13 protein-coding genes are annotated in these 13,857 nt (G+C 38.6%); 8 read left to right on the forward strand and 5 right to left on the reverse strand.

Features of this window, described 5'->3' with window-relative positions; all coding sequences use genetic code 11:
- Positions 1-564, reverse strand: a complete 564-nt coding sequence (locus U859_RS0113335) for a phosphatase PAP2 family protein (RefSeq protein ID WP_025143860.1) — start codon at positions 562-564, stop codon at positions 1-3.
- Positions 561-1,292: a class I SAM-dependent methyltransferase gene (locus tag U859_RS0113340; protein WP_025143861.1), complete on the reverse strand. Its 732-nt coding sequence runs from the start codon at positions 1,290-1,292 to the stop codon at positions 561-563. The genes U859_RS0113335 and U859_RS0113340 overlap by 4 nt, the downstream gene beginning before the upstream one ends.
- Before the next feature lie 315 nt (positions 1,293-1,607).
- Here U859_RS0113340 and glmM point away from each other — a divergent pair, with 315 nt between their 5' ends.
- The 7 genes from glmM to U859_RS0113375 all read left to right on the forward strand — a co-directional run bounded on the left by glmM (position 1,608) and on the right by U859_RS0113375 (position 9,494).
- Complete coding sequence (gene glmM, locus U859_RS0113345; protein WP_025143862.1) at positions 1,608-2,993, forward strand: phosphoglucosamine mutase; 1,386 nt, start codon at positions 1,608-1,610, stop codon at positions 2,991-2,993.
- Positions 2,994-3,117: 124 nt separating this feature from the next.
- A complete protein-coding gene (locus tag U859_RS0113350; RefSeq protein ID WP_025143863.1) occupies positions 3,118-4,266 on the forward strand; it encodes a cysteine desulfurase family protein in 1,149 nt (382 codons plus the stop codon).
- Positions 4,267-4,916: 650 nt separating this feature from the next.
- Positions 4,917-5,120: a hypothetical protein gene (locus tag U859_RS0113355; RefSeq protein ID WP_025143864.1), complete on the forward strand. Its 204-nt coding sequence runs from the start codon at positions 4,917-4,919 to the stop codon at positions 5,118-5,120.
- A 343-nt stretch (positions 5,121-5,463) separates the two neighbouring features.
- On the forward strand, positions 5,464-5,667 hold the full coding sequence (locus tag U859_RS0113360) for a hypothetical protein (protein WP_025143865.1): 204 nt from the start codon (positions 5,464-5,466) through the stop codon (positions 5,665-5,667).
- 73 nt (positions 5,668-5,740) lie between these two features.
- The gene (locus U859_RS0113365) at positions 5,741-6,640 is read left to right on the forward strand and encodes an MBL fold metallo-hydrolase (RefSeq protein ID WP_025143866.1); all 900 of its coding nucleotides are present in this window, start codon (positions 5,741-5,743) and stop codon (positions 6,638-6,640) included.
- Positions 6,641-7,107: 467 nt separating this feature from the next.
- Entirely contained in the window at positions 7,108-8,433 is a 1,326-nt protein-coding gene (locus U859_RS0113370) for a cytochrome ubiquinol oxidase subunit I (protein ID WP_025143867.1), read from the forward strand.
- Between the two features lie 56 nt (positions 8,434-8,489).
- A complete protein-coding gene (locus U859_RS0113375) occupies positions 8,490-9,494 on the forward strand; it encodes a cytochrome d ubiquinol oxidase subunit II (protein ID WP_025143868.1) in 1,005 nt (334 codons plus the stop codon).
- A 151-nt stretch (positions 9,495-9,645) separates the two neighbouring features.
- Here U859_RS0113375 and U859_RS0113380 read toward each other — a convergent pair whose 3' ends face one another.
- A complete protein-coding gene (locus tag U859_RS0113380; RefSeq protein WP_025143869.1) occupies positions 9,646-11,193 on the reverse strand; it encodes a M20/M25/M40 family metallo-hydrolase in 1,548 nt (515 codons plus the stop codon).
- A gap of 154 nt (positions 11,194-11,347) precedes the next feature.
- Between U859_RS0113380 and U859_RS0113385 the strand changes: the two genes are divergently transcribed.
- Entirely contained in the window at positions 11,348-11,863 is a 516-nt protein-coding gene (locus U859_RS0113385; RefSeq protein ID WP_162799930.1) for a hypothetical protein, read from the forward strand.
- Between the two features lie 98 nt (positions 11,864-11,961).
- Here the strand turns inward: U859_RS0113385 and U859_RS0113390 are convergent, their stop codons facing one another.
- Positions 11,962-12,426: a YciI family protein gene (locus tag U859_RS0113390; protein WP_025143871.1), complete on the reverse strand. Its 465-nt coding sequence runs from the start codon at positions 12,424-12,426 to the stop codon at positions 11,962-11,964.
- Between the two features lie 316 nt (positions 12,427-12,742).
- Positions 12,743-13,588 (reverse strand): acetyl-CoA carboxylase, carboxyltransferase subunit beta, encoded by an 846-nt coding sequence (accD, locus tag U859_RS0113395; protein WP_025143872.1) that lies wholly within the window; start codon positions 13,586-13,588, stop codon positions 12,743-12,745.
- Between the last annotated feature and the right edge of the window lie 269 nt (positions 13,589-13,857).

Genomic DNA, 13,857 nt, shown 5'->3' on the forward strand with positions numbered 1-13,857 from the left:
TTAAAAATCAGGTTGTAATTTTTTAAATATTCTTGAACAGATTATCCCGATGGTAATGCCCAGCAAAGCGCCAGTAGTTACATCAACAGGATAATGTACGCCTACATAAACCTGCGCGAAACTGATGATGAACGCCCAAAATATGCCAATGGGTAAAATAGGCTTCCATCTGCTGTAAAAAATGCAAATTAAAAACACGGCTATCGCAAAGTGATTGGTGGCATGAGCCGATGGAAAACTCAAGCCACTGCCGCAGGGCACCCGGTGGATAATATCGTTGGCCAGGCTCATATCGTTGCACGGCCTCACTCTCTGTACCCAGGGTTTTACTACCCTTGATGCAATTAAATCGCCCATGGCAAAGGTAAAAAGCAACATGCCGATAATGTAATAACCTTGTTTTTTGTACTGTTTGATGCAAAAAATAACAATAAACAGATAAAGCGGCGACCAAAAGAAACGGTTGCGCATTAAAGGCATTAACCAGTCAAAAAAGCTGTTTGAAAGTCCGCGGTGGATTTTCAGGAACAATTCTACATCAAATTGCTGTATGCTTTCTATCATGCTTTTTTACAGATTAAAATTAATCGGTCGGAAGTAGAATGATCAAAATCTTCCAGAGCGTAGCTACCAAAGGTTTTTTCGATCCGCATTCCTGCTTTGGTAAGCATGCGCTGAAAATCGTCGAAACTAAATGCCTGCACCCGTTCTTCGAAATTATATACCTTATGTTGATCTTCAAAATTTATCTTTTTGATGATTTTTCCATCAACAACATTTTTGGTGATGTTAAAGGTGATGCCATCGAGCGATTTTACTTCACAGGAATTTAAGTTGCGTATAATTTTTTCAGTGTTGAAATAATCCAGTACCAAAATACCATCTGCAGTTAAACATTTCCTAAAGGTTTTAAGTACATTTACATGGTCTTTTTCCGTATCAAAATAACCGAAACTGGTAAACAGGTTTAAGGCCACATCAAAATAGTTGATGTAAAACAGGCGGCGCATATCGTGCACCAGAAAATGTAGTTTACTGTTTTCGAACTGTTTGGCGTATTTGATACTCTGTTCAGAAAGGTCAATCCCGGTAACATCAAAGCCTTTTTTGTTCAGGTAAATGGAGTGCCGGCCTTTTCCACAAGCAATATCAAGCATTTTCGCTTCGGCTTTTGGATGAAGGTAATCCGTCAGTTTATCAATGAAGAATTCGGCTTCAGCATCATTTCGTTGTTGATAGAGAATATGATAATATGGCGAATTAAACCAATATTGAAACCACTTGCGCTGCATATAAAAGCCGTTTGTATCTTAAAAAGATGCAAATATAAGGTTTTACAACCGCTAGTAAAGTCAGAATATGCTTTTATGCAATAAAGTTGCAAGAATATTATGATTTGGGTTTTTATACCATTATAAATGAACACTAAAACCGAACAATATTTTCGAAGTAAAACAGACGTTTGATTGTAATCACCTTGCTAATTTCTACCAAATACATCGTGTACCTAGATATAAAAACAATGTAAATTTGCACCGCAAAACGTTGCTGAATAGCGGCTATCTTGTTTTTTTTGTTATTTTTGAGCCTCAAATAAATTATACACGGTGACTTTAATAAAATCGATTTCAGGAATACGCGGAACCATAGGCGGAAGGGCTGGCGACGGCTTAACCCCATTTGATATTGTGAAATTTACAGCGGCCTTTGGTAGCTGGGTAGTACAAAAAACAGGTAATAAACGTATCGTTCTAGGTCGCGATGCCCGTATTTCGGGAGAAATGGTGAATAACCTTGTTATTGGAACTTTACAGGGCTTAGGCATTGAAGTAATCGACCTGGGATTATCAACCACGCCAACTGTAGAGGTTGCAGTACCAGATGAAAATGCAGGTGGCGGGATCATTTTAACGGCGAGCCATAACCCAAAACAATGGAATGCTCTAAAATTATTAAACGCCAGTGGCGAATTTATTAGCGATGCAGACGGTAAAGAGGTTTTAGATTTAGCTGAAAGTGCCGATTTTGATTTTGCTGATGTAGATAAATTAGGAAAAGTAATTAAAAACGACTCTTACCTTCAAAAACATATCGATAAAGTTTTGGCATTACCATTGGTTGATGTTGAAGCGATTAAAAAAGCCGATTTTAAAGTGGTTATCGACTGTGTAAATTCTACAGGAGGTATTTTTATTCCTGCTTTATTAAAAGCTTTAGGCGTAAATAAAGTGGTTGAATTATATTGTACACCCGACGGACATTTTCCACATAATCCTGAGCCGCTACCAGAAAATTTAACAGAGATATCGAAAGAGGTTCAAAAACAGAATGCCGATTTAGGTATCGTGGTGGACCCTGATGTTGATCGTTTATGTTTTGTAAATGAAGATGGCAGCATGTTTGGCGAAGAATATACGTTGGTTGCTGTTGCTGATTATGTATTAAAAAATACACCAGGAAATACCGTTTCAAACCTTTCGTCAACACGTGCTTTACGTGATGTAACGGAGAAAGCAGGATCAGAATACAATGCATCAGCCGTGGGCGAGGTAAATGTGGTAAACAAAATGAAGGCTACAAATGCCATTATTGGTGGTGAAGGAAATGGTGGAATCATTTACCCTGAATCACATTATGGCAGAGATGCTTTAGTAGGTATTGCTTTGTTTTTAACGCATTTGGCTAAATTTGGCAAATCGATTTCCGTATTAAGGGCCAGTTATCCTCAATACCACATTTCTAAGAACAAAATTACGCTTACACCAGAAATGGATATCGATAATTTGTTGAAACAGGTAGAAGAGAAATACAAAAATCAACCCTACAGTACCATCGATGGCTTGAAAATAGAATTTGATAAAACTTGGGTACATTTACGCCGTTCGAACACTGAACCGATCATCAGGATTTACAGTGAGGCCGAAAATGAAACCATTGCCGAGAATTTGGCAAACAAGATCATTTCTGACATTAAAGAAATATTACACCTTTAATTCTAAAAAAATTAAAGAATAAAATAGCGGCCAGGATTTACCAAAACTAAATCCCGGCCATTTTAAAAGAAGATGTTGATGAGCAGACATCTTTGCAACACAAAACTTATAAATATTCATAGAAATGAAAAGGGTCTATTTAGATAATGCGGCCACAACGCCTTTAGATGCGGCAGTAATTGCAGAAATGACAAATGTGATGGAAAATTATTTCGGTAATCCATCTGCCATTCATGCGCTCGGTCGCGAAGTGCGTACGCTTGTGGAGAAAGCCCGTAAAACCGTTTCAGGCTTATTAAATGCATCACCTTCTGAAATATTCTTTACTTCTGGTGGTACCGAGGCCGATAATACGGCTATCCGTTGCGGCATTGCCGCTTATGGTATTAAACATGCCATTACCTCAAAAATTGAACATCACGCGGTTGAGCATACTTTAAATACGATGCTTAAAAACGGCGAGATCGATAAATTGAGTTTCGTTAATATTGATGGGAAAGGCAATGTTGATTACAATCATTTAGAAGAACTCCTTCAAAATAACGAGCGTACTTTTGTATCGTTAATGCATGCCAATAACGAATTGGGTACCTTAACCGATATGATTAAAGTGGGTGATATCTGCGAGAAATATAATGCCATTTATCATGCAGATACAGTGCAAACGATGGGGCATTACCCACACAATGTAAGGGAGCTTAAAGCACATTTCATTGTTTGTGCTGCACATAAACTTCACGGACCAAAAGGTGTTGGCTTTTTATACGTAAACAGCAATATCAAAATTCCGCCAATGATTTATGGTGGTGCACAGGAGCGCAACATGCGTGGCGGTACCGAAAATGTGTACGGTATTGTTGGTTTGGCTAAAGCTTTAGAAATAGCTTACGCAGAAATGAACGAGCACCAAACGCATATTCAGGGCTTAAAAGATTATTTAAAAGCACAATTAATTACCGAAATACCAGGTATTGGCTTTAATGGCGAAACGGATGCTGCTAAAAGCCTTTACACCGTACTAAATGTTTCTTTCCCTGAAATGGACATGGCCGATATGTTATTGTTCAACCTGGATATCAATGGTATCTGCGCTTCGGGCGGTAGTGCCTGTTCTTCAGGTTCAAATATTGGTTCGCACGTATTAAATGGTATTAATGCAGACCCAAACCGTCCATCGGTGCGTTTTTCATTTAGTAAATATACCACTAAAGAAGAGCTCGATTACGTAATCGAAAAAGTTAAAATGGTAGTAAAGCAAAATGCGTTAGTATAAAAAATATCATTAACCAAATAGGAGAGTCCCGGTGTAAATCGGGACTTTTTTGTTCGGATACTGCCGATAGAAAAATAATCCATTGATTTTTTAGAAAGCAGGGTCTGCATTTCATTTTAATATTAGCCCTGCTTTTCGCTCATACGACTGCAGGCCTTAATCGCTTGGCCGGTATCCGCTTCAATCAGGTTTACACACAATAAGCAGTTGCTGCTATTTAAGGTTGTATGATGCAAGAAAAGAATTCATATTTATAAACAAATTCTCTGCTCCCTGCAACCCCAAATCGTATTACTGGCTGCGCCACCTAAACCTAATCGTAGTGTTTCCGACTTTACGTCGGGAAGAAACGAAGAGCAGGACTATATTTCCCCAAATGCCATTACAACTGATTTCAAAAAAAAACATCACTTTTTAAATTTTTCGCATATTATCACCTGAAAACCAAAAAAATAACTTGCAAAACTCAAAAATTAAACTTATATTTAATCAAACATAAGGCAATCCATGCCATTTTACCTGTTGTTCCAGAACGAAACCTTATCAAACACCCCATGGTATAAGGTTAAGCAAATTTTAAAATAGCTTTTTATTATTATTAAAATTGTTAACCCTGAAAGCCCGATAGGTTTTCAATAATCTATATCATCATGGAAACGAACCGCAACACTCAAAATCTGGAAAACGCAAAACTGGAAGAAAAATTAAGCGAAGAAAGGAAACACATTTACAAATTTATCTTCAATCCGTTTTCTTTCGAATCTTCAAACCATTTCAATAAAATCCATAAAAGGAGGTTTCATTCTTTTGGCTGTATCCATGAGTTAGGAAAACTACCAGGGGCGATGTTGTAAAATCTGGTCTTGAAACACTGTCATTTCGGTTTTGAATTTATTGCATCAATCAATATGACAGAAGAGTCCTAACGCAGATAAGCGCCAAAATTGCGAGGAGGGCTTTTTCAGCCGACGAAGCAATCTTTCTTGCCAGGATCACAAGCAGAAAAGATTGCTTCGTCGTTCCTTCTCGCAATGACGACACTTTTTATTGAAACTCTGCAATGAATAATCCTTTAGTTCCTTGGGTGATATATGAACAATCATGAAATTTGCTTTTGCCAAATCCCATTCCCCAAACAACTATTAAAAACAATCTTATTTTTTGCTTGTTGCTATAGTAAATCAATTTACAATTACTATGGAAACGAATAAAGAAAAAGGTAAAGTTGTTGAGAACGATTTACTGGATAAAACTGCCGAAGATATTAAAGAAGATAGGACTCTAGATGAAAATAAATCGTCGAAAGTAACTACTAATCTGTTTAACAAAGATAAAGACAGGAAGAATAATTCCTTTGGTCCGGGGCATGAGCCAGGTACCACACCAGGTTCTGGTATATAATTTGTTTTTTCAGAATCTAAATTATTAAATTTAAACCACAGCATTCGCTGTGGTTTTTTTAGCTTATCCCAAAATGGAAAGAAGAAATTTTATCAAAAATTCAGCATTGGCCATGGCCCTGCTTTCGATTTATAAAACTGATGTTTTTGCACAGCAAGATATGTTCCGTGCTTATAATTTTAAACCGCTTCGCAATGATGTGGGGATATTTACCGAGCAGGGTGGAACCATTGGCTGGTTAAATTCTAGCAATGGTTTTGTGGTGGTAGATGCGCAGTTCCCGACTACGGCACCACATGTAATTGAAGAATTGAAAAAACTGAGCGAAAAACCTTTCAAATATTTGATCAACACACATCACCATGGCGATCACACCGCCGGGAATATTTCTTTTAAAGGATTGGCAGAAAAAGTGGTTGCACATCAAAATTCACTGGTAAACCAGAAAAGAGGTGCAGAGAAAGCAAATAATTTAGATAAACAGCTTTTACCTGATACCACTTTTGGTACAAAATGGGCTGCAAAAGTTGGCAACGAAAATATCAAAGCTTATTACTATGGCTCGGGCCACACCAATGGCGATGCCGTTTATCACTTTGAACATGCCAATATTGTGCATGTGGGCGATTTAGTATTCAACCGTAAATTTCCTTATATCGATAGGGAAAATGGCGCACACATTGGCAATTGGATTACGGCATTGGATAAAATCATCAACCAGTTTGATAATGATACCTTATTTATCTGGGGACATAGCCTTGATCCGGAAAAAGTAACCGGAAATAAAGCCGATGTTAAAGCTTATCAAAATTATCTTCAAAACCTGTTAACCTTTGTAGGCGGGGAAATTAAAGCAGGAAAAAGCAAAGAGGATATCTTAAAGGCAACCACTATCCCGAATGCCCCTGAATGGCAGGGAGAGGGTATCCAAAGAAGTTTAACAGCAGCTTATGATGAGTTGAAAGGAGCTTAACCTCCCCAACCCCTCCTGAATTAGGAGGGGAGCTGGATTTCGTTTTGAAATGATAAATGGGTAAATTTTGTGTCTTCTGTGTTTTCGTGGCAATCCTTAACTCCGCTACCATAAGCAGAATCCATTAGCACGGCCGTCATCCGATAGCTATCGGATCCCGCGCAGGCGGGAATCTTAAAGCGCTTGCATTACGATTCCCAATCGACCCGATAGCTATCGGGTTGGGAATGACGATCTCGCGCAGCCTACCATTTTGCCAAAAAGATCTGCCTTTTATATTGATTTTATGAAATAATTAACCCTCAGGATGACTATCCTAATATTTAGTGTTCCCGCAGCAAAGCCCTCCAAATTTTTTTTCAATTTATAAACGTTCTATATTTAAAATAATCCTTTCAACGTCATTGAATTACCGTAGGCTTTAGTGTTTAACAACTATATTTGTTACAATTCAAAATCTACAGCCCATGGATGATTTTATAGCAGCCCGTTCGCAGATGGCCTTATCGTTAGGCTTTCACATTATTTTTTCCTGTATCGGCATGGTGATGCCTTTCTTTATGGCCGTATCACATTATAAATGGCTTAAAACAGACGATGAGGTATATAAAAATCTTACCAAGGCCTGGAGCAAAGGGGTAGCGATATTTTTTGCCACAGGTGCGGTATCGGGTACAATGCTATCGTTCGAGCTGGGCCTGCTCTGGCCAAAATTTATGGATCATGCCGGACCGATATTTGGAATGCCGTTTTCCTTAGAAGGGACAGCCTTTTTTATCGAAGCAATCGCCCTTGGCTTTTTCCTTTATGGCTGGAACAAATTGAATAAGTGGTTCCACTGGTTTACAGGAATGGTAGTGGGTGTGAGTGGACTTGCTTCCGGTATACTGGTAGTAGCCGCCAATGCCTGGATGAACAGTCCGGCGGGTTTTGATTTTGTAAATGGACAATACCTCAATATCGATCCGATACAGGCCATGTTTAATAAAGCTTGGTTTAGTCAGGCTTTGCACATGTGTTTGGCCGCATTTACCGCCACAGGTTTTGCTGTGGCTGGTGTACACGCTTTAATGATCTTACGAAACAGAAATGCAGGATTCCATTTAAAAGCTTTTAAAATTGCTGCTATATTTGCCTGTATTGGTGCTTTATTGCAACCTTTAAGTGGAGATATCTCTGCGAAAGACGTTGCAAAACGTCAGCCAGCTAAATTGGCTGCTATGGAAGCGCTATACAAAACTGAAAAACCAGCACCGCTTTTGATTGGTGGTATCGTAAACGAAAAAGATAAAACGGTAAAAGGCGCAATCAAAATTCCTGGCGCTTTAAGTTTTCTGGCACATGGCGATTTCAAAGCAGAAGTTAAAGGCTTGGATCAGATCCCGGAAAATGAACATCCACCAGTCGCTATAACACATTACGCTTTCCAGATTATGGTGGGGATAGGTACACTATTACTTTTGGTAGCGTTAACCTATTTTTTCATCCTTTTTAAAAAGAAACCTTTAACTGAAAAACGTTGGTTGTTAAAACTATTTGTTTTTGCTATTCCGCTTGGTTATCTCGCTTTGGAGGCAGGTTGGGTGGTTACAGAGGTTGGCAGGCAGCCATGGATTATTTATGGCGTTATGCGTACTAAAGATGCGGTAACACCGATGCCTGGCATTGCTTACTCCTTTTATATCTTCTCGGCAATTTATGTGTCGTTGAGCGTTATCGTAACCTTTTTACTTTACCGGCAGATTAAAATGGTACCTCTATTATACAATAAAACAGGAGCCAACAACAATTAACTACAGATTGACTTATAATCGGTGAAATCAAAACATCGGTGTAATCATTTTCAGATATGAAAGAAGTTGTAATTACATTTTTATGCATGGCCATTCTGCTCTACTTTTTATTGGGTGGGGCCGATTTTGGCGCAGGAATTATAGAACTGTTTACTTCAACAAAAAACAGGAGCAAAACCCGTAAAACCATGTATCAGGCCATTGGTCCGGTTTGGGAAGCCAACCACATGTGGCTAATTATTGCCATTGTTATCCTTTTTGTAGGTTTTCCGCACATTTATACCACCATGTCGGTGTATCTGCATATCCCACTGGCCATTATGCTTATTGGGATTATTGCCCGCGGTACTGCTTTTGTATTCCGCCATTATGATGCCGTTAAAGATGATATGCAGTGGTTATACAACCGGATTTTCAGGTATTCGAGTTTTGTTACCGCTTTATTCTTAGGCATCATTGCCGGAAGCCTGATTTCGGGCCATATTGACACACAGGCGACTGATTTTTATACTGCCTATATATCGGGCTGGTTAAACTGGTTTTCTATCGCTGTGGGCTTTTTTACCGTTGCGCTTTGTGGCTTCCTGGCGGCGATTTATCTTATTGGCGAAACGAATGAATACCATGATAAACGCCGTTTCATTAAAAAGGCCGAATTTATGAATATCGCTGCGGTAGTTTTTGGTGCCATGGTATTTATTGCTGCCCAACGGGATAAGATTCCGTTGATCGATTGGGTTTTCAAGAGTACAGTGGGTTTATCAGCCATTGTTCTGGCGAGTTTATCTCTTATTTTATTATGGTACTTGTTGATTAAAGGTAAAACAAAGATTTTACGCGTTTTAGCGGGCTTCCAGGTAACGATGATCCTTCTGGCGATTAGTTATGCCCACTTTCCAAACTTTATCCGTTTAAAAAGCGGAAATGCGATTTCGCTGTTAGAAACCATTGGACCAGAGAAGACCATTTACAGTTTGGGTTTAGCCCTTTTATTGGGAAGTATATTGATTTTACCTTTTTTAGGGTATTTGTTTTACAAGTTTCAGAAGAAAGAGGAGTAATGCCGCATTTTGTCATGCTAAGGTACGAAGCATCTGCAACCAATGAAACAGATGCTTCGTGTCTCAGCATGACAGCATATCTAGGGTTGCTGCCAGAAAAAAGAGCACCTGTTTCCAAATGCTCTTTTATAAATCAATTCAAAATTCTTAGCTACAAACCACCTTTTCTATTCGATTTGGTTTGAACTGGCCAGGTTGAAGGCTTACCAGTACGTTCGTTTACAGGTAAATCGATTGCTTTTTCGGTTGAGGTTTTTTCAGGATCTTCTGATGCCATGTAAACCATAATGGCAGCTAAAATTACATTACTTCTAATTTCGTCGAAAACTAGTTTATCGTAACTGTCGCGGTTGGTATGCCAGGTGTATGTGCCGTAATCCCAACTGGTAGAACTTAATGAATAACCTAATGCCCCGGCAGCTACAAATGAAGCAAAATCTGATCCCCCTGCACCCGGTGTTCCAGGGAAACTGGTTTTGATCTGATTTTTAATCGTATCGGGTACTGCAGCCAACCAACGGGTGATATAATCTTTTGATTTTGCAAAACCCTGTCCGCCAATGTTAACCACACGACCTGTTCCGTTATCCTGGTTAAACAAAGCCTGAAGGTTATTCACAATCTCCGGATGATCTTCTACAAATGCACGCGATCCGTTTAAGCCCTGTTCTTCACTTCCCCAATGGCCAACCAAAATGGTGCGTTTTGGGTTAGGATAAATTTTCTTTAAAATGCGCATGGCTTCCATCATTAAGATGGTACCAGAACCATTATCAGTAGCACCGCTTGCGCCATCCCAGGAATCGAAATGCGCTGAAAGCATCACATATTCGTTTGGTTTTTGTGTTCCTTTAATTTCAGCGATGGTATTAAAAGTAGGTACTGCACCTAATTTTTTAGAATCTGCTTCGATTTTCAGTTTAGGTTTATCTCCATTTAGTGCCAAACGGTAAACTAAACCATAATCTTCAACCGATAAATCTAAAGTTGGCACCTTTGTAGTGTTTGCACCAAAAATTTTATCTACACCAAAACCCTGCGACCAATTATTGATTACTACAGCCACTGCGCCAGCGTTTTCTAAAGCTACAGGAAGTGTTTTCGCGGTTAAACCTGTCTTGGCCAGACTAGCTGCCCATGCTTTTGCTGCTTCGGCTTTTTCTTTTTTAAATTTTTCGAAAAGATCTTTCGTAGCAAATTCTTCCCAGTTTTTTTCTGGTCGTCCAGAGAGTTGATTCATCGAAATCAGCACGATTTTACCTTTTACGTTCGGTAACCATTTCTGAAAAGATACTGAATCGGTAATTTCCGGAAGGATAATCGCTTCTGCATTAATGGCTTTGCCATTGGTTGACGGACTCCAGGCCAGTTGTGTGCCTTCTAAAGTGCGTACCCGCGGACTTACTAAATCGATATGGGTAATGCCTCTTTCCCAGCCGGCCCATTCGCCCCATTTTTCATTTTTGGCAGAAATGCCCCAGTCGCTATATTTTTTAATTGCCCAATCGTTCGCCTGTTTCATTTGTGGCGAGCCAACCAAACGCGGACCAACAACATCTAAAAGTTCGTGTGCGAGTTTCTCTAATTGAGAGTTTTCGTTTACTTCTTTAACGATATTGTCGATTATTTTTTTGTCTTGTGCAAAAACACTGGCCGAAGCGCACAGGAATAGTGCAGAAAATAGTAGTTTTTTATTCATAATTAGTTAGGGTTGATTATTTGATGCGCTAATTTATGGAATAAGGGGTAGGATTGAGGGATGTTAATGGAAATGTTGCACTGAGCGTGTTTGAATTATATTAATTTATTTTTTTGATGCTCATATTTTTCCATATTTTATGCAAAATTTGTAAATGATGAAAAAAACGGTCTCTTTGTTATTGTTACTGCTAGTTGGGCAATTTACCTTTTCTCAACAGAATGTTATTGCCAATGCCAAGCGTACAGCCCAGTTGATGATAGATGATTATTTGAAAAAAAAATACGAAAACTATGTCGATTTTTTGTACCCTACAGAAATTAAATATAGAGGTGGCAAAGATAAATTTGTAAGCTTGTTAAAAGCTAACGATGAAAGTGATAAACTATTTAACTTAAAAAGGGTTAGTCAAAAAATAATAAGTACTTCAAAAGTTTATCAGGCCGGAAAAGAGCTTCATTGCGCTATTTCTGTGGAAAACAAAAGCCGTAGCGATATGGGCACAACGATTTTAAGGACAACGTTACTTGCCATCAGCGCTGATCAAGGTAAAAGCTGGAAATTTATTACCACTGGAGATAAAACCCCTACTCAAGTGCATAAAATGGTGCCTAAATTTAATGAAGATCTGATGTGGGATGCAGGCTCTTTTAAGACATTGAAAAAATAGTATGAAAACTGTTAAATAAACTGAAAGGTCAGATGGTAACATCTGACCTCACTATCATAACTTCTCCTTGTTTTCCGTGCATCCGTGGCTATACAATTCTAAAAACTAATCTTCTGTATTTTATCATGAAACGGTAAATACTCAGCAAGTGCAGCCGATCCGTACCAGTTGTATAATTCTGGTTCTAACAATTTGGCTTTAATTGCCGGGTCGCTTTCCAATAACTGTTTGGCTTCTTCGATCGATTTCGTATTTAAAATGAAAATGCCACGGTAATTTTTATCGTTTTTACCCATCGGTCCGGCAACTACAAGTTTTTGCATCTCGACCATTTTGCCCATATTTGCCATGTGGCCTGCAAATAAACTATCGGTTTTTGCTTTGGTTTCAATGGTATTTGAGCCTGATTTTAAGATCACGAGCACATACATCTTCATTCCATAATTATCGGCACCGAGTTTTTTGGCCAAAGCTTCATCATAAGGTACTTTAGGTTTTTTCTCTTGTGCCTGAACAGCAATAATAGCGGTGATGAGGAAAGAGAGTAATAATAACTTTTTCATCTTATTTTTAGTTTGGTTAAACTAAAAATAAGAAAAATTGTGATATTCCCCTCCTTTGGAGGGGTGCCCGCAGGGCGGGGTGGTTATAACACTCGCCAGGAACTGCCATACCAAAGAATTACAGGCCTGCGGAATATAAACCTGATTGCAGTGAAAAGCCCGGAGTGTAACGAGGACTTGAAACGAAAAGCAGGACTGAATTAACCGAAGTTCTCCAAGCCCTGCTTTTCTTATTATCGTTTACTGGTTCATTTGTCATTTGTTTATTGGTCGATTTGCACTAATGAACCAATGCCTAATGAACTATTGAACCAATTTAATTATTCATCATTTTGATAAAAGCACCCAATTTTGCCTTCATTGCCCTTCTATCAACGATAAAATCAAGGAAACCATGCTCCAGAACGAATTCGGAAGTTTGGAAACCTTTCGGTAAATCTTTTTTAATGGTTTCTTTAATTACCCTCGGACCAGCAAAACCGATTAATGCGCCTGGTTCGGCAATATTGATGTCGCCAAGCATGGCATAAGATGCGGTTACACCACCAGTAGTTGGATCGGTTAATAAAGAAATGTATGGAACTTTAGCCTGAGCTAATAAAGCCAGTTTAGCCGATGTTTTAGCCATTTGCATCAATGAAAATGCGGCTTCCATCATCCTTGCGCCACCTGATTTTGAGATCATCAGGAAAGGAACTTTATGTTTGATACTGTAATCGATTGAACGTGCAATTTTTTCGCCCACAACCGAGCCCATAGAACCGCCGATGAAAGCGAAATCCATACAGGCAATAACCAGATCCTGACCTTCAATTTTACCAACACCTGCACGGATAGCGTCTTTTAAGCCTGTTTTAGCCTGACTTTCTTTAATTCTATCGGTATAAGGTTTGTTATCGTTAAAGTTTAAGGGATCGCCTGATGTTAAATTAGGGAAAAGTTCTTTGAACTCGTTATTATCAAATAAAACCTCGAAATATTCTTTTGAGCCTACTCTCAGGTGGTAATCGCAGTAGTGGCAAACGTATTTGTTTTCCTGAAGTTCTGCCTGATGTAGCGGTTTCTTACAATTTGGACATTTATTCCACAAACCATCTGGTGCTTCTTTTTTCTCTTCAGTTGTGGTAATGATACCTTTATTCTCTCTTTTGAACCAAGCCATATAATTTTTTAAAGAATTGGATTGCAAAGAAACGAAAAATAAAATAAAGTCGAACCTTATTTAGATGTAAAAATAGTCAATGGTTAGTTGGTTGATAGTTGATTGCCAATTGTAAAGGTAATTGGAAACTCATATTTGCTTATGGCCAACTGCGAATTGAAAACTGTAGTGTGTCTTTTTTACACTAAGGATAATGTGTTTTTTACACTAAATAGGCCTTATTTTGCTGTTAGGCAAATAATTCTGTTGTTACAAAAGCTTGTAATGTT

The sequence above is a fragment of the Pedobacter jeongneungensis genome (assembly GCF_000633455.1).
In the GTDB taxonomy this organism is placed as follows: Bacteria; Bacteroidota; Bacteroidia; order Sphingobacteriales; family Sphingobacteriaceae; genus Pedobacter; species Pedobacter jeongneungensis_A.